We start from the raw sequence: 22780 nt of genomic DNA on the forward strand, positions 1-22780 counted from the left end.
TTGCCCTGCGCACTTGGGTTGTCCCATCAGGAAGAGACTATGTTGTCAGCACTTAAAATTTCGCAAAAGCTTGGCCTACTTGTCAGCATTGCCATTCTTGCTTTTCTGATCAGTCAGGGCTTTGCCTTTATGACCGAGCGATCCAACTCTGAGCGCCTGAGTGAAGTAAAAGATCGCCTTTATCCAACACTGGAACTGACCACAATCAACGAAGGTCAGCTAAAGTTGATGGAGCAGCAAATCAGTGGCTCAGTAACCACGGGGGACGACCAACAGCTGAAATCAACCCAAGCTTATCGCGACACCATCGCAACCAACCTGAACAAAATCGCAGAGTTGAACCCCAACCAGACTGACACCGCCCGGAAGCTAAGCCGGGATCTGGATAGCTATTACAATAATGCCACCCGCATAGCGACCACGATTATTGATGGTACTGCCGACTTTAGCCGTATCGGCGATGATGCTGCGCGCAACGCCGAGCGTCTGGAGCAGCTGCAAGCCGGGCTGAACACAATGCTGGAAACCAATCGCGGCCAGTTTCAAGAGGCTATTTCTGAAACCGTTGAAGCCTCAAGCCAAGCACAAACGTTGGCCCTCATTATTCTCGTAGTTACGGTGATTGTACTGATCGCAATCAGCTTGGTGATCGGGCGTTCCATATCCTCCAGCCTTGCTCAAATTATTGATTCCCTCAAAAACATGGCCTCTGGCGAGGGCGACCTAACCCGACGCTTGAACTACGAAGGCCGGGATGAACTCCGTGAGCTGGTTAACCAATTCAACCTGTTTGTTGCCAAGCTGCATAATTCCTTTGCCACCATCAGCGACGATGTGAATGGTCTCAACACCGCCACCGGGCATCTAACCAATGCTAGCCGCGCCAACCTCGAGCGCATTAGTAGCCAAGCGCAAGCCATCTCATCTACACGCAATTCGGTCGATGAGCTGGTGAAAAGTGTTGAAGAAGTCGCCGGTTTTGCCTCCAGTGCATCCGACCAGACTCAAGACGCAGCGCGCTTTGCCCAATCGGGGCAGGAGAAGGTCCAGAATAATGTCGCAACCATCCGCGAACTGGTAAGCGAAATTGAGAATACGGCAGGTCTAGTGAACCAGTTTGATGAGTTCTCCGCGCGGGTCGGCGGTTTGCTCGACACCATTCAAACCGTCGCTGAGCAAACCAACCTGTTGGCCTTGAACGCTGCCATTGAAGCAGCCCGTGCGGGTGAGCATGGTCGCGGCTTCGCAGTGGTTGCCGATGAAGTACGGGGGCTCGCCGTGCGCACACACAAAGCAACCGAAGAAATTCAGGGTGTCATTTCAGAGCTTTCCAAGCTTTCTTCCTCAGCAGTTACCTCTATGAAATCCAGCGTAAGCAAGGCTCATGAAGGTGTTGAAGCGACTACCGAATCCGGCGAAATACTTTCCCGAATTCTGCAGAACGTGCAGCAAATCAGTGAGTTGAACGAACAGATTGCTGCCGCAACTTACGAACAAAGCACCACGTTTAATGAAGTAACCACTTACATGACGGATATGCACCGGAATGCCGAGGCAGTCATGGAAAGCACCGATGAGCTGGATAACGTCAGTCGCGATATCCAGACCGTCAGCAATGGTCTCCAAACTGTTGCCAGCCAGTTCCGCGTGTAAATCAACCCCGAAAACGTATGGACAGAAAACCTATGAAAAAATTGCTCCGTCTCGCCCCACTGGCCTTAGCCATTGCGGCGAGTTCCGCTTCTGCCCAAAGCACCGAAGACACATTGGCCAACATGCAGCAGCAGCTCAACTCCATGCAACAGCAGTTGAACGCTGCCAAAAACGACCGTGTACGTTTCAACGGTTTCTTCAGCACAGGCGTAGCACGGGCGAGTAACGACGCTGGCTATACCGGCATCACTGAAAAAACAAACGTGGCTGACCTTAGCTTGCTGGCACTGCAAGGCACGTTTGATGTAACTGAAAAGAGCCAAGCCGTTCTTCAGCTGGTCGGCCGTGGCGCTGACGACTGGGAGCCACAGGTAGAGTGGGCGTACCTAAGCCACCGTCCTACCAATAACTTGCAGTTGCGAGCGGGTAAAATGCGCATCCCGTTCTTCATGTACTCCGACTCCCTTGAAGTTGGCTACGCTCAGCCCTGGGCACGCCCACCTCAAAGCGTTTACGGCCCCATTGCGATTACCAGTTATGTTGGCGCCGACGCCACGTATAATTTCAATTTTGATGACTCATCGCTCACAGTAACCGGCTTCACCGGCTTCACCGACGAAGACGGCAACTCCGGTGATGTGCAACTGCGTAACATTGGTGGTGTTAACCTGACATGGACTGACTATGTCTGGACAGTACGTGCCGTGGCAGCGACCTCCGAAGTTACAGTCGATGCAACTCGCCTGAAAGCACTGGTTCCGCCAGGTATTACGGTTGATAGTCAATTGGCGAATCGTGACCGAGGCAGTTTCTACGGCATCGGCGCAAGCTACGACGACGGCAGCTGGCAGATTATCTCGGAAGTCACCCGCGCCGAAGTAGATGGCAAGTTCGCCGATACCGATTCCGCTTACCTGTCTATTGGACACCGTTTTGGCAGCTGGACGCCGTACATCGCCGCAGGCTGGACAGAAAGCATGGATGATGACGAGCGCACTGGTGCGTTTATTCCAGGCGCGGTCCCTGAGTCAATCCTGAACTATCAGCGCACGGATTACAGTATCGGCACCCGTTGGGATATCACCCCTGGGGTCGCGATCAAGGCAGACGTAACGCACGTTCGAGGGCTTGATAAGGGTTATGGCAATCTGAACACCACATATATGCTCTCAAATGACACTGAAAGCACTAATGTTTACACCCTTAAACTCGACTCGGCGTTTTAACGGAGGCCTCCATGAAAAAGCTAAGCCTGATTTTTGCGGCCAGCTTGCTGGTCAGCCCCTTTGCATTGGCTGATGTTGTGATTATTGGTAACCCCGCAGGCCCGGATAGCCTCACCGACAACCTTGTGCGCGACCTGTACCTGAACCGCAGCAATGCGCTTCCAGACGGGCAAAAAGCCACACCGTTCGAGCTACCCGAAGGCAGCCCGGTGCGTGCTCAGTTTCACGACAAGATCACAGGGCGGAATGATGCCCAGCTCAAGGCTTTCTGGTCTAAGCAGGTGTTCACTGGCCGCGGCCAGCCACCCGCAGAAGCCGCCAGCCCGGCTGCGATGAAAGCTCAGGTTGCATCGACACCTGGCAGTATTGGCTATATCGATGAAGCCGACGTAGACAGCTCGGTAAAGGTTATTCTTAAGCCTTAACCAGTAGCCAGAAACAAAGAAGGCGAGCCATGGCTCGCCTTCTTTGTTTAAGCTGTAGTCTTCAGATCAGAAGCCTCTTGGTATGGTCTGGGCTTCAACAAACTCGAACAACCCCTCCAGCCCGCCTTCACGCCCTGTACCAGACGCTTTCATACCACCAAAAGGCGCTTCAGGCGTTGGTCCGGTGCCGGTATTCCATCCCACATGGCCGAACCGCAAGCCCGCAGCGACACGCTGGGCACGTTCTGCATCGGCAGTGAACACATAGGAGGCCAAACCAAACTCGGTATCATTCCCGGCTTCGATAACCTCTTCCTCGCTACCGAAGCTGGCCATAGGCACCAGTGGCCCAAAGGTTTCTTCCCGAGAGCAGCACATATCCGGCGTTACACCTGAGACAACCGTTGGCGGGAAGAACAAGTGCCCCTCACCCAAATCGCTCGGCTGCTTGCCTGCAATCAGCGATGCACCTTTGCTCAGGGCATCTTCCAAATGGCGTTTCACCTTGTCGAAACCGGCTTTATTAATGAGCGGACCAAGATCAACATCACCTGCAATACCATCCCCCACCGTCATTTTGTTCACCCGCTCCGCGAGCTTTTCACCGAAGGTGTCTATGACCTTCTCATGAACAAAAATCCGGTTTGCGCACACACAGGTTTGGCCACTGCCCCGAAACTTGTTAGCAATCAGGTTATCTGCAGCAGCGTCCAGATCCGCATCCTCAAACACAATAAACGGTGCGTTGCCACCCAGTTCCAAAGCCAGCTTTTTAATATGGTCGGCGGTATCCACCACCAGCTTGCGGCCAACCTCTGTGGAGCCGGTAAAGCTCAGCATAGGCACATCAGGGCTTTCACACAGAACCTTACCAATCACGCTGGCCTTGCCCATCACCAGATTCACCATGCCATCTGGCAGGCTCACGTGTTTGTCGATCAGTTTGAACAACGCGATCATGGTCAAGGGCGTTTCACTGGCGGGTTTAATCACGGAAGGACAACCCGCTGCCAAAGCGGCCGAGAGTTTTTTCGCAATCATGCCAATGGGGAAATTCCAGGGCGTGATAAGCCCGGCGACACCAATGGGGCGATAGTGCACCGTCCAGGTACAGTCTTTCGGTTTTTCCGGCAGCGTATGGGCGTCCAGTGCTTGAATGTGCTTAGAACAATAATCGAAAAAGCCAGCAGCGTAATCCACTTCACCCTGAGCTTCGTTAAGCGGCTTGCCGTGCTCCAAGCATAGTATTCGGCCTACTTCTTCCTTGTTTGCCCTGAGAGCATCACGGATATCTTCCAGCCATTTTCTGCGGGTTTCGATGGAGTAGGGAGTGGTCAGTTGTAGTGCGGACTTACCAGCATCGATCGCCGCCTTCACCTCACTTTCAGACATGGAAGCGACTTTCGCAATAACCTTACCCGTTGCCGGGTTGTAGACATCGAAGGTATTGCCGTGCTCATTGTCCGTCCAGCGACCGCCGATGTAGCCAGTCATCTTTCCCAGCAGTGGTGACTCGATCATGTCGGCTCCTATTCAGTCAGTAACGACACCCACAAAGGTGTACAGTTGCGTTGGTTGAATCTGTCTTCCATAGTGGATGCTGAATCACTACCTGTAAAGTCGATGTCTCGGCTTTTGACCATTCTCCATCTGTGCCTATACTCCCAATGCCGATATAAAAAGTGTCTGTATTCTTAGTACATAGAACGTGCAGAAAAAACACAGAAACCGTGCCGAAGCAGTACCGGAAACTCAGGAGGTCGGATAATGAAAGCGTTTTTCCATCCCGCGCAAAACAAGCACTCTCCCCAGTCGTACTTCACGCGGGGCCAAATGCGTCAGCCTCAGGAGGTGCCGGACCGCACCAGCCAGATGCTGGAAGGCTTGAAGGAAATGGGGATACCGGTATTGCAGCCTTCAGATCAAGGCGGTAGGCCAATTTCCAAAGTGCACGATCTAGGGTATTTGCGTTTTCTAGAATCGGCTCACCGGCGCTGGAAAGAGATGGACGATTGGGGCGAGGAAGTCATGTCCAATATCTTCGTTCGCTCCCCAAACCACCTGTCAGGCATTCTGGCAGAGGCTGCGCGCTATCAAGCCGACGGTAGCAGCCCCATAGGCGAGCACACATGGGAGGCCGCCTACTGGTCTGCGCAAACCGCTCTGGGTGCTGCAGACGCACTAATGGCAGGCGACCGCACAGCCTACGCCGTATGCCGCCCGCCCGGGCACCATGCCCGCAAAGACTCGGCAGGCGGTTTTTGCTATCTCAACAATGCCGCCATTGCGGCCGAGCACATGAAGCCCCGGTTTCCGCGTTTGGTGATTCTGGATACTGACATGCACCATGGCCAGGGCATTCAAGAAATTTTCTACGACCGCAGCGATGTGCTTTATATTTCCATTCACGGCGACCCCACCAACTTCTACCCGGTGGTGTCTGGTTTTGAGAATGAGCGCGGCGAAGGCGAGGGCTACGGCTACAACATCAACCTCCCCATGCCCCACGGTTCATCCGAAGAAGATTTTTTCAGAAAGCTTGAGGAGGCCATAGCGGCTATTAAGCTGTATCAGCCAGACGCACTAATACTGACCTTGGGCTTTGATATCTACAAGGATGACCCTCAGGCCAAGGTCTCGGTATCGTCAGAAGGCTTCTGCAGGCTTAGCACCCACATGCGACAGCTCGGCCTGCCGACACTCGTCGTGCAGGAAGGCGGCTACGATCTCGACACCCTTAATGAGAACGTGCAGCAGTTCTTCAGGGGTTTGGCTGGCTGACACCGTCAAGAGGCGGGTGCGTAAACTTTGACGTTTGCGTGCCCGTCTGCTTTCAGATTTACAGCGTGCATCTGGCTCATGGTACCGCGATCACAGTACAGCAGGTACTGGCGGTTGGAAGGAAGCTCTGGAACCTTTCGGCTCAATTCATAAAACGGAATTTTAAGCACTTCATTGCCGGTAAGCACTAGCGGCGAAAGCTCGCCCTCCGCCGGATGGCGCACGTCAATAATCACATCCGTTACCGCTGGCGTTTTCACCAGATCAACTTCTTCCGGCGTCGTGGTACTTTCCAACAAGCCCTCAACGGGTGTTTCCTCACGGGCTCCAATAGCCTGCGCCAGAACCCGCGGGTCCATCTCAGCCTCGTCAGCCTCTACCCGATGCAGACGGGCACGAGTGGCGGGCTTCTGGGAGATAACGCCGCAGTACTCGGGCATGCTTCGGGCATAGGATTCCGTGCCGATTTCCCGGGCAATCCTGATAATGGATTCTTTGTCCATGGCGATCAGTGGCCGCAACACCACCTCGTCGCTGGCACGATCAACTACATTCAAGTTGGTCAGGGTTTGGCTTGAAACCTGAGCCACCGCATCACCGGTTACCAAACCAACAGCGTTGTTGCTTTGCGCTATTTCGCTGGCGGCTTTTAGCATTTGCCGCTTGAGCACCACGCCCCAGTGCCGGTGGCCAACGGAACGCATAATTTCTTCCACCACGCCCTCAAAAGGCACGGAGATAAACTTGGCCCCATGGGAAGCGCCGTAGCGACTCCACACATAGTGAACCACCTGACGCACACCCACTTCGTGCGCCACGCCACCCAGGTTGAAAAATAGGAAATGGCTACGCAAGCCTCTGCGTAACATCAAATAGGCCGCAACAGACGAATCGTAACCCCCCGATACCAGAGTCATAACGTTCTCAACAGTGCCCAGTGGGTAACCGCCCAAGCCACGATGCCTGCGATGGGCAATATGAAACTGGTCATCACGCACTTCGATACGCACTTCCACTTGAGGATTACGCAAGTCAACTCTGGCGCCAGAAGCCGATTGCATCAGGGCGCTGCCGACTGCGCGCTGGAGGTCCACCGAGCAGAAATCATGTTCACCGTGGCGCCGTGCACGAACCGCAAAGGATTTACCGTCAAGGCGTCCCGCGAATGCCTCTACCGCTTTCTCTGCCATATCCTCGAGGCTAACAAACGGAAACGCTGCTATTTCCTGAATAGTGGAAATGCCGGGAATGCGCAAAAGCTCATCCACAACGACGCCATCCAAACTTCGACCCTCGGGTACCTCTACATCTACCCTGTCCCAACTGCCGTCTACCACAATGTCGGGATCCAGCCGGGCCAGAAGTTTACGGACATTCTGGCGCAGATGGCGCATTTGGCGGCGGCGAACCGGCTTGCTTTTAATGGCGACTTCCGGGGCGGGACGGATTAACAGTTTCATAAATGGGCATTTTGTCGGATGGTGTATGATCACAAAGGCGCATAGTGTAACGTTTTGGCTCTAAGCCTCAAAATCGGGTTTTACCGCAACACTCAGGAGCTTTTCCATTCATGACCGCACCCACCATCAATGCCCTTGTATCCCCGGAGGGCAGTCTGGAAATACTGTCCAATCACGAAGTTAACCTGCTTAAAGACCGAAGCGAAGGCGGCCTGTACCGGCTATTCAGGCAGTGTGCTTTGGCGGTTCTGAACACAGGTGTCGTGACCGATGACTGCCAGGACTTGATGGAAGCCCATACGGACTTTGATATACGTCTGATCCCCCAGCCCAGAGGCCTGAAACTGGAGCTAATCAACGCACCTGCACACGCGTTTGTGGACGACGAGATGCTCCGGGCTATCCGTGAACATTTGTTCTCTGTGTTACGGGATATTGTTTACAGCCACTCTACACCCCAGTTTGCCAAGGCTCTGAAGAGCAAAGAGCCGGAAGACCTTACCAACATGGTGTTCCACATTCTGCGCAACGCCAGAGTGCTGCAGCCGGGCCGACAGCCTGATTTGATTGTTTGCTGGGGCGGGCACTCAATCAGTCACGAGGAATACCAGTACAGCAAAGAAGTCGGGCACCAGCTTGGCCTGCGAGAGTTGAGCATTTGCACCGGTTGCGGCCCGGGTGCCATGAAAGGCCCCATGAAAGGTGCCACCATCGCCCATGCCAAACAACGCATTAAAAACGGCCGCTACATCGGCATTACCGAGCCGGGCATTATCGGTGCTGAAGCGCCCAACCCTATTGTTAATGAACTGGTGATAATGCCGGATATTGAAAAGCGCTTGGAAGCCTTCGTGCGCTGTGGCCATGGTGTCGTGGTTTTCCCCGGTGGCGTAGGTACTGCAGAGGAAATCCTTTACCTGCTGGGAATACTGTTGCACCCGGATAACGCCGACCTACCCTTCCCTGTGGTATTTACCGGACGGCCAGAGAACGCCGAATATTTCGAGATGATCGATAAGTTCATCCGTAACGCGCTGGGGGATGATGCCGCTAGCAAGTATGAAATCATCATCGACGATCCAGTGCGGGTAGCGCAGGCCATGAAAAAGGGAATGCACGATGTCGAAACCTTCCGCCGTGCCATGCAGGATGCTTACTATTTTAACTGGATGCTAAAAATCGACCCTGTGTTCCAGCAGCCGTTCGAGCCGGACCATGAGAGCATGCTTGCATTGGAATTACACCGTGACCAGCCAGTACATCTGATTGCCGCAAATCTGAGAAAGGCATTCAGTGGCATTGTCGCTGGCAACGTAAAAGAAGGGGGCATTCGAAAAATTCAGGAAAAAGGACCGTTTGAAATTGCGGGAGATCCAACCCTGATCAAGCCTTTGGAAGCTATGCTGGAGCAGTTTGTGGCCCAGAACCGTATGAAATTGCCGGGCACATCTGCGTATCGCCCGAGCTACCGGATAGTCAGTACAGCAGCCTGAGCTGCTGTACTGGCAAATAGCGCTTACTTACCGCCAGCAGGCAGGCTCGCATAGTAAGCCGCCAGATTGGCAATATCTTCATCACTCAATGCTGCAGCCTGACCCTGCATAATGGCAGCTTGGCCACCGCTGCGCTGCTTGTTTTTGTAGGCCTTGAGTGAAGCTGCCAGATACTGCTCATGCTGGCCAGCCAGATTAGGATACATTGGAATCTGTGCAACGCCATTCTGGCCGTGGCATGCAGCACAAACGGCCGCTTTTGCCTTACCCGCAGCAGCATCACCAGCAGCGGCAGCTACAGCAGGAACCGCAGCACTCAGTGTAAAAAGACCTGCAACAACATAGTGTTTAAGTTTCATTATGATTAACCTCTCATCATCGTTTTAAGTTTTGCAAACCGGTGCTCTAAAACCAAGCGCTTTGAGCCCGTGAATAACTGGCTGAAACTTATATCACAGCCATACCAGAGCGCAAATGCCATAGATCAATGCAATTGCTTCAAGGTTAGCAATCTTTAATTTTGTGCCGGTTAAAAGAACTATACGAACATAGATTGTAGCAGAGACTATTTTATCGTCCGGAGACCCTATTAATGTCTGTAGAGGTTCAAGAACTCCCATGCCGCGAAGGCCATGTCGGCTTATTGACACTGAATAAACCGTCTACGCTGAACGCTCTCACCGAAGATATGATCGTCACTATCCGGAGCAGCCTAGAGCGCTGGGTTGACGACGATCGTATTTGTATCATAGTGATACGCGGCACCGGAGCAAAAAGTTTCTGCGCTGGCGGGGATATTCAGCTTTTGTACCGCTCATTAACGGGAGCGGAAGAGCCCGAAGCTGCTTTCAGTGTTTTCCGGCACGAGTATGAACTGGATTATACCCTGCACAGGTTTCCCAAGCCGGTTGTGGGTATTGGACACGGTATTATTATGGGCGGCGGCCTAGGTCTGTTTTCCGCTTGTCGTTATCGACTGCTTACGCCAGACGCCACTCTGGCCATGCCGGAGATATCCATAGGGCTGTTTCCAGACGTTGGTGCCAGCTGGTTCCTGAATCGCCTGCCGGGGCGTCTTGGTTTGTTTATGGGCCTTACCGGCGCACGCCTGAACGTGACTGACGCACTGCGTGTCGGACTCGCGGATATGGCCTTACCAACCAGTGATCATCAACGCCTGCTTCAAAGCCTACAGGAAGAGGCTTGGAGCGGCCGTGTCGCCAGCGATGACAGCCGCCTGACCAACTTATTGAGCAAATTTGAAACCCCCGATTACCCGGCTCTGCCCCCCAGTTATTTGGAATTACACGAACGGGATATTGCAAGGCTGTGCGCTGGCACCCGCTTACCGGAGATTATCGACCAGTTGCTGACTGCCCGTGTCGACTCCGAATGGTGGCAGGCCTGCATGAAAACACTAAAAGGGGGTTGCCCGGTATCTGCGTGGCTTGTCTGGCATCAGCTTAAAAAAGCCCAGCAGATGACACTGAAAGACGTATTCCGGATGGAATTGGCCATGGTGTGGGAATGCTTGCGCAGGCCCGATCTGGCAGAGGGCATAAGAGCCAGACTGATAGACCGCGACCAGAACCCGCAGTGGTCTTATGAGGGCATCAAAGAAGTGCCCCAGTCAGTTGTCGACACCCACTTCTTACCCGTATGGGACGATGAAACAGACCCCATGCAGCTTGGGAAGTAGGGGCCCACTCAAGCGCTTTAAAGCTCAGCCCCAGCCTGCACCAACAGCATCTCCAAATCTTGGTGATTGCGGGTGCGGGCAACATCAAGCGCTGTGGCCCCACTCTCAGCGCGGTAGTTTACATCAGCACCAGCTGCTAAAAGCATTTCTGCGGTTAGCAGGTCGCCGGTAGACACTACCTTCATGAGCAGTGATTCGCCGTTTTGACTGACATTGACGTTGGCTCCGGCCGCCAGCAAAATCTTCACCACCGACAACTGACCTTTCTCCGCCGCACGCATAACCGGTGTATAGCCCTGAAGGTCGGTAGCATTCACTTTAGCGCCCGCATGCAACAGCAGGCGCGCGAGCCGACGATCTCCCTGCTCCGAGGCCACCATCAGCGGGGTAACCTGATCGCTCTCTGCAAGGTCCGGGCTTGCCCCCTGACTGAGCAAATACCACACAACCCGATCCGCCTTTGCTCGCACAGCAGCCATTAGCGGTGTGCCGTTACCCGTAAGCGTATTCAGGGGCGCACCTGATTCCGTCAGTTTGCTAACAGCATCAACATCACCTTGCGCCGCCGCACGATAGAGATCCGAGCCCGACGTGCTGTCGACCTGCGGATGCAAGTTGGCAGGCGCTTCTTTGGAAGCACACCCACTAACCAACGTAACGCTGGCGGCGAGCAGTAGGGTGGATAACAGGATCGAAAAATGGGAGAAGCCGGTTCCCTTGGCCATATCAAGAAGTCTCAGTCAGTTAGGTGTGATCTATTCTGAGCAGGTGTGCACAATAATTAAATCGAGCGCGTCACACCTTTGGCCCCTTCTGCATAAGTTCACGGATGACAGCGCGCAACTGATCTTCCCCGTCCCGCTGCCCCGAACATAAGCCTTCACTTTGCAAATCCGACCAAGGCCAGCCCTGCAACACAGCCCGACACCAAATAGCCGCACGTCCGTGCGCACGAAGCCACTTCATAAACCCTGAAGCCATGCTCAATTCACGCAACACCGGCAACATTAGCCGGAAGCCTCTGTGGCCGTCACCAAAGTTCTTCATGTCCTGAATATCTGAAGCATCCGGCCGGTAACATGAAGGCAGCTCAGCGGCTAACCCGGCCAGCAGCTTTGGCTCCAAATCCTTCCAATTCAATGGCACCAGCGTGAGCCAGTGCCGCGCCAGCCGAGCCCGCAATTGCTGAACAAGGGCCGAGGCCTCATCACTGTGGGCACTCATCATCTGCAAGGGGTACTCGCCACTGGTCGCCTCTTGCTGCAATCCAATGCGTACAAACTCCAATCCACACGATGCCCAGAAGGCGAACAGGTCGGCACTGCCGCCAAAGCTGGTGCCAGTGAAATCCAAGCCCTCTTGTTTTGCACACTCAGCCGCTGCAGCAACCAGACGATTCCCAATCCCGAGGCGCCTTGCCTGAGCTGAAACAGCAACACGAACAATCCGCAAACCACGCAAGCGAGCCGCTTCCGGAAACCCGCTGTGGTTGGCCAAAGACTGGGGCAGAAGGTGCCCACGAATGCGTCGCTTGCCACTGGCCACTTGTTCTGCCAGATCTTTACTCAAACCACCTTCTACTGCACCCCAAAGCACACCCACCGTCTTACCGTTCACAAGAGCGCGCCAGCTTCTAGCGGCGGAATCGTCCAGCCATTGCCTAAGATCTGCGGGCGTGGTTCGGTAGTGGGCGTCTACCAGCAATCCAAAGGCATTGGTCAACTCAGCCTCCGAGGCCAGAGCAGGCTGCCAGGGTTCAATCACCACTTTGCTAGCCACCGCGTCCGATAAATCTACCGCTGGGTCATGCTCGGCAGAAAGCAGAAACAGCTCCGATATCAGCGCCTCCAGCGGATCACCCTCGCCCCAGCGCACGGGCTTGGACAGCGTTTGCGCCTGCCACTGGGGTGTTGTCTCATCGAGAATCCGGCGAAAGCGAATAGCAAACCCACGCCCAGCGCCTTCATAGCCATGAACCGTTGAGGCAAAGGCGACCCGCGGCCACCCCAAAAGAACCCGCTTTAACAAGGAGACTGGAATAGCTGCCGCCTCATCCACCAGTACCACTTCAGCTTCCGGCCTGTGCTTTAACAAATCGCGGACCGGTAAAAAGCGTATCCGGGCGCCAGACACAGTGTCTATCCGGTTATCCTCAGCTCTTACAACATCGGTACCAAGGCTTTCCAGCGCGTGGGCAAACAGCGCAGTCACATTATCCCGTGCGGGCGCAGTCACTAACACCTGCCGACGCCCTTGCTGCAGCAGTTGCGCCGCTGCCATACCAAGAGCCGCCGATTTACCGCGCCCACGATCTGCGGTAACCACCAATGGCCGACGCCGACGCCCCAACCCAAAAGCTACAAGCTTATTAATCAACGCTTGCTGGTCCGGCGTTGTAGTCACTCGGAATGCCGAAGCTGGCTCAGGCAGCACGGGAAGAATTACTGTCCCCGGCGCGCCGGACTGCACCCGTATCACCGAAGGATCTAGCGCAAGAATGCGCGCCATACGCTCGGCAAAAGGATGAGACTGATCATGGTCCAAGCCGGTTCTGGAATAATCCGGGTCAGCAAAACTCCCCCACTCCTCCAGCGATGGCATTAACCAAAACAGTAACCCACCGGCTTTCAACGTGCCCGACAGCGCTGCAAACGCATCCGGCGGATTCCCCTGCCAACCATCCCATACAATGACCGACGTTTCCTGACCCAGCCACTGCCGTGCCTGATTAGCCTTAATGCTGACCAAACGGTTATCGGGCGCGTCATCTGCGTCCCCGATCCAGAGCCCATCTTTCATCAGCTCCAGTGCTGGCAACAGGGCTTGCAGCCACTGCCTAGAAAGCTCACGGGCGCCTTCCAGCAATACCAGCCGCCGCTGCCCGGCAGCTAAAAGGTCAGATTGCAGCGAGCGCCAAGCTTCCGTATCCAGCAAGGGGGCCAAGGTGTCGGGATTCATTAGCTAAGGTCAATTCCGTGGGACTTCAAATCACCCAGAGCACAGTGTTCCAGCGCCCCCTGGTGGGTCGCACGCAACCGCACTCTTGGCGCCTTACCCGCCTCAAAAGCCTCATGCCAACGGGCCGCACATAGACACCAGCCGTCTCCAGCTTTTAACCCCGGAAATCCGAAGGCGGGCACGGGCGTGCTCAAATCATTCCCACGAGCTTTGGAAAATTCCAGAAACTCATCGGTCATGACAACGCATACGGTGTGAGAACCATGATCATCTGGCCCAGTATTGCAGCAGCCATCCCGGTAAAAGCCGGTTTCCGGATCAGTGCTACAGGTTTCCAGCTTTTCACCAAGTACGTTAATTGATTCTTCCATTTGCATATTCGTCTCCTATAACTGTCGAGGTAAGAAGCAGAGCGGGGCCCTTTCCAAAATCGTGCGGAGCCATGGGTGAAGAGCGAAAAGCTCTTCACGGGCTGGCCATGGACGGCCAACCCCGGACTCTCACTGCGACGCAGGAGCATAAGCAGTGAGAGGCGGAGCCGAGCGTACAGGGAAGTATTCACAGCGTATTTTGGAAAGGGCCCCGCTCTGCTTCCTCGCACCCAACTAGAACGATGGGTGGAGAATGGTAAACCCACATGTTGCCAGCAATTATGCGGCACAGGTACCCGCGCTACCAGTTGGCCAGTACAATAGCACCTATGCCAACAAACACCCCTGAATCCTCTGCCTTAGATCTGCCTGACTTTCTCACCGATGAACAACGGGAGATTATTACCGCTGGCTACGAGCACTCGGTAATTACCGCAGTGGCAGGTAGCGGTAAAACCTCCACCCTTGCCTGGCGCATCCGCTATTTGCTGCAGCAAGGGCACGACCCTGCGCGCATTCTGGTGCTTATGTTTAACCGCAGCGCCCGCATAGATTTTGAGCGTAAGCTACAAGAAGTGTGTGACCAAAGCGGCTTGGCGCTCCCGGAAATCCGAACCTACCATGCCATGGGGCTGCGGCTATATAAGCGATTTGTGCGTGAAGGCTACCTACCGGGCTTCTCTGAAAAAATCCTGACCGAGCAGGAAATCAGTTTTCAAGCCTGGCTGTTAACACGGCGACTGGCGCCGGAGGACTTGGCGGACGAAATAAGGCGAAACAAGAAAGATTTTGTAGAGACAGCAACCGGATTTATCGACATGGTGAAAACCACCCTGTCACCGGCCGAGGTAGTATTTGAAGATCTGGGCTACTCAGAAAAGCACCGATACCTGATTGACCTGTTCCACAGCTTCGAGCAATGGCGCAAAACGCAAAGCCGTATCAGCTTTGCCGATATGCTCTACGAACCGGTGATGGCGATTCATCAGAACCCTCCCTTGCAACGGCTGGTGGGCAATAAGATGGATCTGATTCTAGTGGACGAATACCAAGACACCAACGAGATTCAGCATTTGCTGCTGCGCTATGTAGCGGGCGATCGCGCCCGGGTAACGGTAGTGGGTGACCCCGACCAAACCATCTACGAATTTCGGGGCGCAAAGCCCGAATTTATTCTGAAACGCTTTAGCGACGAGTTTGAGAGCCCTCTGGAACAGACCCTAAGTTTCACCTTCCGCTATGGTCACCGAGTGGCGCTGCTTGCCAATCATCTGATTTGCCATAACACCGGTCGCAAGGACGTTTTGTGCCACTCCCACCCATCCACTCCTGCCACAGACATCACCCTACACCGGGCCGGGAACGACGCCGATGCGGTGCTACAGATTCTGGGTCAGGATGCGGCAGACACCTTGGCGCAAACCGCAATTCTTTTCCGGGTTTGGAGCCAGAGCGTTCCCATTGAATTAAAACTGCTGGCCCGGCAGATCCCCTATCGCATTGATGCTGGCAAGGGGGCGCTGTTCAGCCGGGAAGTGCAGGCCATCACAGCATTATTAAAGGTGGTTTCCGGAACGCTTGAGAAACTGCCCGAGGAAGACAGGCTAGAGCTGGCCCGCCAGCTTTTGCGCTTTCCCCATGTGGGCCTCAAAGAACCGGAGCTGGAGCAGCTAGCGCAATTTCTTGCCGGGTTTTCCAATGGCTGGCACGAACGATTGCTGGCGCTGGATTACAATGCACTGGCGCCCATGGCAGCACGTAAACTGCGTAAGCTGGGCGAAGTGCTGGACAAGCTGCGCGGCTACTCCGGTCCCGTTGCCGGTTTGATCACAGTGTATGCAGAGCATACGGATCTGTACGAAGGCGTTCGCAGTCTCGCACTCACCCATGAAAGCGCTGAGGAACGCATAGATACCATTCACGGCTTCCGCGACTATCTCAAAGGCCTCGATGTGGACGCCACGGGAGCTCTCGCACACCTCAAAGCGCTACGCCAACAGGCCAATGAAAAACAGGCGGGCGGAGGTGTATTGCTGTCAACCATTCACCGCACCAAGGGGCTGGAATGGCAAAGGGTGATCATACCCGGATTACAAGAGAAGTACCTACCCCACAGCCCCCGACCTCAAGATGATGCCCGTGCCACTCTGGAAAGCGAGCGACGGCTCTTGTACGTTGCCATAACCCGCACCCGGCAAACACTGCATTTGATCTCCCGGCCAGTAAGTACACAGCCGCATCTGGATGGCGATCAAGGCCCGAGCCGGTTCGTGGAGGAGTTCTGTTTCGAGTTGGCTAACGAGTTCGGGCGCTGGCTTGATGAGCGGACACCGGAGACCAACCCTGTACTGAAGCTGCAAGCGCCCCTAACGCCAGTCAGCTCACGTTACGCATCGCAGGAGGGCATCACCCTTGAAGGCAAAGCCCAAGCCAGTGCTACAAGTACATCGCCGTTGTGGCACCAACCGCGCCTCACCCACTCCATTTTTGGTGCTGGCACTGTGGTTTCGGAAGATGAGAGCTCCTTCGAAGTGCATTTTGCCAGTGGCGAAAAAATGAATTTCAGCAAAAAAAGCGCACACCTCTATTTTAGTATTCCGCTTTCATAATCGCACTGTTGCAGTGCCTCCCTTGGCGATCTACACGTACATTTCCTAATGTAACCGTAAGTACTCTATCTTTGTTTTTTGTAACTCTTTAGCTTAGATTGAAACCGACTGTGCATTCCGATCGTTTAAGTCACTCAGCAACCTAAATACAAGTTCAACTGGAGGTTCTGCATGAACATCATGCGCCCGATTGCGATGGCCGCCATCGCCACTACTCTTGCCGCCCCGGCCTTAGCGGCCGAGCGTAAGGAAACCATTTACATTAATCCTTTTGCCGCCTTCCAGCTTTTTGATGATGATCGCGACTTGAGTGAGACAGGTACATTTGGTGTGGGCCTAGAGTACCGGTTCCGGCCAAACTGGGCAGTTGAAGCTCTGTACTCCCGCGCTGATGCAGACCGCAAGTATGTGGATGGATCATCTGAGTTTGAAGAGCTTCGTATCGACGGCATCTACTACTTTGCCGGGCAAGATAAAGCATGGAACCCATACGTTTCTGCGGGCGCAGGGCATGCTGACTTTGGCGTAAACGATTCCATTAGCTATCGCACAACCGGCACTGACCATGACGAAACCCGCGTTAACATAGGTACTGGCTTCCGTTACAACGTGTCAGATTCCGTTGCTCTACGGGGCGACCTACGTGAGTTCCACGGCATCGATGAAAGCACCTTCGATACTCAGGTATCGCTCGGAATCAGTTTTGCGTTTCACCGCACCGTCGGCACGCCGACACCGCCAGATACCGATGGAGACGGCGTTCCCGATTCCCGTGATCAGTGCCCCGGCACCCCCGCTGGAGCTATGGTTGACGCCATGGGCTGTGAGCCGGATGCAGATCGCGATGGCGTAGCCGATGTTCGTGATGCCTGCCCCAACACCCCGCGCGGTGCCAAGGTAGACAGCCGTGGCTGCGAACTTGATAGCGATAACGACGGTGTCGTAGACAGTCAGGACCTGTGTCCTAACACAACCGCTGGCGCAGACGTGGACGAAACCGGTTGCGAAGGCGTAACTGAAACCATCGAAACCTTTACCATTGAGGTTCAGTTCCCGCTCAACAGCTCGGTCATCGGCAATGCTTACGATGCGGAAATCCGCCGCGTTGCAGACGCACTGAAGAAAAACCCTGAAACTATCGTAGAAATTGCTGGCCACGCCGATAACACCGGCAAGGCAAGCTACAACCAGTTCCTGTCACAGCGTCGTGCCCAAGCCGTTGCCGACCGTTTGACCGGGCCTCTGGGAGTAGATCCTGCCAAAGTGAGCGCGACAGGCTATGGAGAGACTGAGCCGGTTGCATCTAACGCCACGGCCGCTGGCCGTGCTGAAAACCGTCGGGTTGAAGCGCGCATTCAGATTCGCCGTTAATCAGGCATGGGTTTGAAGACAAACAAGTGAAGTTAAGAAAGGCGCTCTCGGGCGCCTTTCTTTTTGACGGCATCCAGCAACAGGTTTCTGGGGGTCAGAGATCGAGCACAGAAGCGGCCGAACCGCACACAGTACCCCTGTTCTTCTAGAAAGACCGCGTAATCCAGAACCAGCCACAACTCCATAGGCCGACGGAATACATGCCGGATAAGCTCGTAACGGCGTACATCTTTATGGCGCTGCACGCCATGAGCAAGCCAAGTATCGAAGTCTGTGTGTGCTGGCAAAACAAGCTGCTTTTTACTGGCAGCCCAATGGCAAAAAGCCGCGAACCCCTGATGCATTAACTTTGGTGAGTAGGACGGCACGGGTAGATAGGCATCCACCCCGCGCAGCGAACGCAGGAGCCCATCAAACCCCAGCCGCCACTGGCTCAATGTTGTCGTTTGAGCTCTAACGCCGGTTGGCGCGGTTACCGTTTCCCTTACGGCTAGGCGCACATCATCACGGTTAAGCATAAGCCTTCCATCGTGCGTCGTTGCACGCTCTGAAAGCACCTTGTAACGCCCCTCAGCAGTTTTGTGATAGCAGCAAGGCGACAGGCTCAATCGCGGCACACCTGCGGCGGCGCCTTGTAACAATAACTGCCGATGAAGATCCCCGCATGCGTGCAGGGCTGCTATATGGATACCGTCTGGCAGGGGCACATGGGGCGCCATAACATCCTGACAGTGGATGTGAACCGAGTCTCCAAAATGGGTAGCCAGCCGGTTGCCATCGGCTACCAGCTTTGAATCCCATTCATAACCTTCAACTTGATGTTGACTCTGTGCGGCGAGCGTTCGAGACAAATGCCCCTTGCCACAGCACCAATCCAAAATCGGTTGCTGCAGCGGCTTCAATGCAGCTGTAAAAGCACCCGCCTGCTCTCGCTTGCGTCCCGGCATATCCGTTGCCCGGATTTCAGGCAGTGTCGCTGCCACAACATCAGCAGGCTCAGGAGCTAACTCCGGTACAGTCACCAAATTTGCGTACAGAGCCAGCTCTGGCAGGTATTGGGACGCCATACTTGCCAGCTTTTCTGGCTTACCATCTAACTCGGCGCACTCAGCATCACTAAGCCCCATCAACAGTTGCGCCAGTTCACGATGGCTCTGAACCCACTCTGGCACTGGCTCGATAAACGGAGCTGGCCGCCAGATTGTCTGATGCCGCACAAGCCAATCATTGAGCGATCGCCACCGCGAGTAAAACGAATCGATGGCCGGGGAAACACTCACTCCCGATAGCGCCCCGGACGGAAGGCATCCAAACACACAGCAGGCTCTTCGCCATCCAACACCTGCGCAATTACATCCGCACTGCCCGCCGAGAAAGTCCAGCCAAAGGTGCCGTGGCCGGTGTTAAGGTACAGGTTTTCGCGGGGACCACGGCCGATGATGGCGGGGCCATCGGGGGTCATGGGCCGAAATCCGGTCCATGTTTCCGCGGCATCCAGGTCTGCACAACCGGGGTAACGGGACTCTACGGATTTGCGAATAGTGGCTATACGCGCTTCTGGAATGTCGCGATTAAAATCCGCCAGCTCCACAAAGCCGGTTGAGCGCAAGCGATCGCCCAATCGCGTGGAAACAACCTTGTAGTTGTCATCATGAATGGTGGAAACCGGCGCGTTATCCGGGTTTTTCAGAGGCACAGTAATGCTGTAACCCTTAATGGGATAGATGGGCAGCTTGAGACCCAAAGGCCGAACCAACTCATCAGACCAACAACCTGCGCTGATCACAAAGGCGTCTGCCTCAAGGGTTTCTTGTTGGCCGTTCTCGTTTTGCAAAACCACCGATTCAACCGCTTGGCTATTGGCCACCAGTCGTTTCACCTGAACGTTGTAGCGAAAGTTCACGCCCTTTTCTTCGCAGGCTTTAGCCAGTGCCAGCGAAAATAAGTGGCAGTCGCCGGTGCCATCGGTGTCATAGCTTAGAGCGCCGTAAAGCGGGCCTTTTTCTGACATCCCGGGCTCGGCCTCGTAAACCTGCTTCGGTGTCAGCAACCGGGAAGCAATGCCCATTTCGTTGAGCAATTTATGGGTGCCTCGGTACACCTCTAACTCTTCAGGCGTGCTGGCAAGATGCAAGAGCCCGCGGTGGCCGCCATCAAACCCCAGATCAAGCTCTTCTTCCAACTTCAGAAAACGCTCACGGCTGTGAATACCAAGGCGAAGCATAGCGCGTTTATTAAAGCCGAATAGGCCGGGTGACCAGGCGTATCTTAGAGTCGAAAACATGAACTGCACGGCTGCAAGAGATGGCGGCATGCGCAGCTTTAACGGGCCATCCTGCTTAACAAGCCAGGGCAGCGCCTTAAACACCATGCTTGGGTCAGCCCAAGGATAAACCACGCCGTAAGAGCGTTGCGCTGCATTGCCCTTGCTGGTTTCACTTCCTGCCATGCTAAGACGTTCAAGCACCGTCACCTGATGACCACGACGGCTCAATTCCCAGGCTGTGGTTACACCCACAACGCCACCACCAATTACGACAACGTGCATCTGCACCTCCCACCCTGAATCAAACCGGAACAGCGACATTCATCAAGGAAACCCCTTATGGATGAACGTAGGCCAATAAACAGACAACTGGTAGACTCTTATGTTTCACGCCTAAGAGTAGCAGTCAAACCGACTGCCTGTACCGGAGCCTAGCACCTGTTCATGAGTAAAAAACGTCGCGAGATTCCCGTATTCGATCACCCGATTATCGAAACCCACTGCCATCTGGACTATCTCAAGGAGCGCCCGCTAGAGGAAACTCTGGCGCAGACACGGCAGGTGAATATCGAACGGGTAATTACCATTGCCGTGGCACCGGATAATTTAGCAAAAGTTAGAGAGCTCAGCACAAAGGCACCATGGTTGTATGGTACTCAGGGAATCCACCCCCATGAGGCAGAAACCTATAACGATGCCGTAGAGGCAGAGATCCGCGCCCACGCTCGAGACGAAAAGATTGTTGCCGTTGGCGAGATTGGGCTGGACTATTTTTATGACAAAGCCGATCGCGCCACCCAGCGAGACGTCTTTCGGCGCCAGCTTCAAATTGCCTGCGACAGTGACCGCCCGGTCGTTATCCACAGTCGGGAGGCAGACGAAGAAACCATCGCTATACTGAAGGAATTTGAACAGTCTCTTAAGCGCCGAGGGGTAATCCACAGCTTTACATCCGGCCCCGGTCTTGCCCAATATGCATTGGATCAGGGTTGGAATCTGGGCTTTAATGGTATTACGACCTTCAATAAGGCAGAAAATGTGCGAGATATCGTTCGTATGGCCCCCATCAGTCAAATCCTTCTGGAGACCGACGCGCCTTTCCTCACGCCGGTACCCTATCGTGGCAAGGAGAACGCGCCCTTTTACCTACCGTTTGTCGCTGAAAAAATTGCAGAGGTAAAGGACTTACCGCTGAACGATGTGATTACCCAAACCTACCACAACAGCCTGAGAACGTTTTTCCCAGCGCCATGATCAAACGCATCCCCGTCTCCGCGTTGAAGGTCGGCATGTACATTTCCGACCTGAACAACGACTGGATTCCCCACAACACGCAACGCAGGCGCGGCGTAATCAAACGGGATGAAACCATCGAAAAAATCCGCAAGATGGGGGTGCAGTTTGTTTACATTGACGTGCAAAAGGGAATCGACAGTCAGGATTCAGAAACTGCGGCGGAAGTAGATACGCGTAATGACGCAGCCCTGCAAAAAGCTGGCGAACAGACGCCAGGGGTTGCACCGAAGGTGTCTCTTTCAGAAGAGATGATTATTGCGATGGGCGTTCATTCGCAGGCACAGGAGTTGGTTAGCAGCTTCATGAGCAGCGCAAAAATGGGCGCACCTGTTGATGTGGCGCCCATTCACAAACTTGCGGATGAGTTGCAGAACTCGGTATCCCGTAACGCCAATGCGCTGGGGTGTCTGGGCCGGATACGTGAAAAAGACAATTACTTGCTCGAACACTCGGTAAACCTGAGCGTGCTGATGACGCTTTTCGGGCAATATCGCCAACTTCCCGCAGATGTGATGCATCAAACGGTTGTTGGCGCCCTGCTCCACGACCTTGGCAAAATCCTAACGCCCGATGACGTGTTGCACAAACCCGGCCGCCTTTCGCCGGAAGAGTTCGAAGTAATGAAGCTCCACGCCCGGCACTCCCGGGACATTCTCTCTGCAACAGAAGGCATAGGTGAGCTTACTGTGATCACTGCAGCGCAGCATCACGAACGAATGGACGGTTCCGGTTACCCGGAAGGCCTAAAGGGCGAAGAGATCTCGGTATATGGGCGCATGGTAGCCATTACAGACGTGTATGATGCAATTACTGCGGACCGCGTATACCACAAGGGCATGACACCGACTCAAGGCCTGAAAAAACTTTTGGAATGGAGTGGAAGTCATCTGGACGCAGCGCTGGTGAAACAGTTCATCCGCTGCATTGGTTTGTACCCGGTCGGGTCTCTTGTTTTACTGGATAGCGGGCGGCTCGGTGTTGTGGTTGAGATCAACGAGGAAGATCAGCGCCTTCCTGTGGTACGGGTGATGTACCACACGAAATTTCGAATGCCGATTACAGTGACAACCATTGACCTCTCGAAATCGGGTAATCAGGATCGTATTCTACGCTCGGTTGATCCTGACGATTACCAAATTGATGTGCGCAAGTTTCTTAGCTGACCTCGGCTG

The 22780-nt window shown here is 54.4% G+C and carries 18 protein-coding genes; 10 read left to right on the plus strand and 8 right to left on the minus strand.

Going from position 1 to position 22780, the window contains the following annotated elements:
- Window positions 1–39 precede the first annotated feature (39 nt).
- From FE845_RS06030 to FE845_RS06040, 3 genes are read left to right on the plus strand one after another with little or no spacing between them, the layout of a single operon-like run.
- Window positions 40–1653, plus strand: coding sequence for a methyl-accepting chemotaxis protein (locus FE845_RS06030; RefSeq protein ID WP_200362376.1), 1614 nt, complete (start codon window positions 40–42; stop codon window positions 1651–1653).
- A 32-nt stretch (window positions 1654–1685) separates the two neighbouring features.
- Window positions 1686–2879 carry a hypothetical protein gene (locus tag FE845_RS06035; protein WP_200362378.1) on the plus strand — a complete coding sequence of 398 codons (1194 nt, stop codon included), beginning with the start codon at window positions 1686–1688 and terminating at the stop codon, window positions 2877–2879.
- A gap of 11 nt (window positions 2880–2890) precedes the next feature.
- Window positions 2891–3304: a phosphate ABC transporter substrate-binding protein gene (locus tag FE845_RS06040; protein ID WP_200362380.1), complete on the plus strand. Its 414-nt coding sequence runs from the start codon at window positions 2891–2893 to the stop codon at window positions 3302–3304.
- Window positions 3305–3370: 66 nt separating this feature from the next.
- Here FE845_RS06040 and FE845_RS06045 read toward each other — a convergent pair whose 3' ends face one another.
- A complete protein-coding gene (locus FE845_RS06045; protein WP_200362382.1) occupies window positions 3371–4825 on the minus strand; it encodes an NAD-dependent succinate-semialdehyde dehydrogenase in 1455 nt (484 codons plus the stop codon).
- 246 nt (window positions 4826–5071) lie between these two features.
- On the opposite strand from FE845_RS06045, the gene FE845_RS06050 reads away from it, so the two are divergent.
- On the plus strand, window positions 5072–6085 hold the full coding sequence (locus tag FE845_RS06050) for a histone deacetylase family protein (protein WP_200362384.1): 1014 nt from the start codon (window positions 5072–5074) through the stop codon (window positions 6083–6085).
- A 5-nt stretch (window positions 6086–6090) separates the two neighbouring features.
- Here FE845_RS06050 and thiI read toward each other — a convergent pair whose 3' ends face one another.
- Window positions 6091–7545 (minus strand): tRNA uracil 4-sulfurtransferase ThiI, encoded by a 1455-nt coding sequence (thiI, locus tag FE845_RS06055; protein ID WP_200362386.1) that lies wholly within the window; start codon window positions 7543–7545, stop codon window positions 6091–6093.
- Window positions 7546–7655: 110 nt separating this feature from the next.
- On the opposite strand from thiI, the gene ppnN reads away from it, so the two are divergent.
- Window positions 7656–9038: a nucleotide 5'-monophosphate nucleosidase PpnN gene (gene ppnN, locus FE845_RS06060; protein ID WP_200362388.1), complete on the plus strand. Its 1383-nt coding sequence runs from the start codon at window positions 7656–7658 to the stop codon at window positions 9036–9038.
- Between the two features lie 23 nt (window positions 9039–9061).
- Here the strand turns inward: ppnN and FE845_RS06065 are convergent, their stop codons facing one another.
- Window positions 9062–9397, minus strand: coding sequence for a c-type cytochrome (locus tag FE845_RS06065; RefSeq protein ID WP_200362390.1), 336 nt, complete (start codon window positions 9395–9397; stop codon window positions 9062–9064).
- A gap of 233 nt (window positions 9398–9630) precedes the next feature.
- Between FE845_RS06065 and FE845_RS06070 the strand changes: the two genes are divergently transcribed.
- The gene (locus tag FE845_RS06070) at window positions 9631–10737 is read left to right on the plus strand and encodes an enoyl-CoA hydratase/isomerase family protein (protein ID WP_200362392.1); all 1107 of its coding nucleotides are present in this window, start codon (window positions 9631–9633) and stop codon (window positions 10735–10737) included.
- Window positions 10738–10754: 17 nt separating this feature from the next.
- Here FE845_RS06070 and FE845_RS06075 read toward each other — a convergent pair whose 3' ends face one another.
- The 3 genes from FE845_RS06075 to FE845_RS06085 form a co-directional block, all read right to left on the minus strand.
- Window positions 10755–11462, minus strand: coding sequence for an ankyrin repeat domain-containing protein (locus FE845_RS06075; RefSeq protein WP_200362394.1), 708 nt, complete (start codon window positions 11460–11462; stop codon window positions 10755–10757).
- A gap of 70 nt (window positions 11463–11532) precedes the next feature.
- Entirely contained in the window at window positions 11533–13695 is a 2163-nt protein-coding gene (locus FE845_RS06080) for a tRNA(Met) cytidine acetyltransferase TmcA (RefSeq protein WP_200362396.1), read from the minus strand.
- Window positions 13695–14072, minus strand: coding sequence for a DUF2237 family protein (locus tag FE845_RS06085; RefSeq protein WP_200362398.1), 378 nt, complete (start codon window positions 14070–14072; stop codon window positions 13695–13697). The genes FE845_RS06080 and FE845_RS06085 overlap by 1 nt, the downstream gene beginning before the upstream one ends.
- 275 nt (window positions 14073–14347) lie before the next feature.
- Here FE845_RS06085 and FE845_RS06090 point away from each other — a divergent pair, with 275 nt between their 5' ends.
- Together FE845_RS06090 and FE845_RS06095 are read left to right on the plus strand one after the other, a co-directional pair.
- Complete coding sequence (locus FE845_RS06090; RefSeq protein ID WP_200362844.1) at window positions 14348–16675, plus strand: ATP-dependent helicase; 2328 nt, start codon at window positions 14348–14350, stop codon at window positions 16673–16675.
- Window positions 16676–16846: 171 nt separating this feature from the next.
- Entirely contained in the window at window positions 16847–18046 is a 1200-nt protein-coding gene (locus FE845_RS06095) for an OmpA family protein (protein ID WP_200362400.1), read from the plus strand.
- 32 nt (window positions 18047–18078) lie between these two features.
- On the opposite strand, the gene FE845_RS06100 is transcribed toward FE845_RS06095, so the two are convergent.
- Window positions 18079–19326: a methyltransferase gene (locus FE845_RS06100; protein ID WP_320159669.1), complete on the minus strand. Its 1248-nt coding sequence runs from the start codon at window positions 19324–19326 to the stop codon at window positions 18079–18081.
- Complete coding sequence (locus FE845_RS06105) at window positions 19323–20594, minus strand: D-amino acid dehydrogenase (RefSeq protein ID WP_200362402.1); 1272 nt, start codon at window positions 20592–20594, stop codon at window positions 19323–19325. Before FE845_RS06105 ends, FE845_RS06100 begins: the two co-directional genes overlap by 4 nt.
- A 162-nt stretch (window positions 20595–20756) precedes the next feature.
- On the opposite strand from FE845_RS06105, the gene FE845_RS06110 reads away from it, so the two are divergent.
- The gene (locus FE845_RS06110; RefSeq protein WP_200362404.1) at window positions 20757–21566 is read left to right on the plus strand and encodes a TatD family hydrolase; all 810 of its coding nucleotides are present in this window, start codon (window positions 20757–20759) and stop codon (window positions 21564–21566) included.
- A complete protein-coding gene (locus FE845_RS06115; RefSeq protein WP_200362406.1) occupies window positions 21563–22771 on the plus strand; it encodes an HD-GYP domain-containing protein in 1209 nt (402 codons plus the stop codon). Before FE845_RS06110 ends, FE845_RS06115 begins: the two co-directional genes overlap by 4 nt.
- Window positions 22772–22780: the final 9 nt, after the last annotated feature.

It is taken from the genome of Marinobacter sp. 1-4A (genome assembly GCF_016597725.1).
Lineage (GTDB): Bacteria > Pseudomonadota > Gammaproteobacteria > Pseudomonadales > Oleiphilaceae > Marinobacter.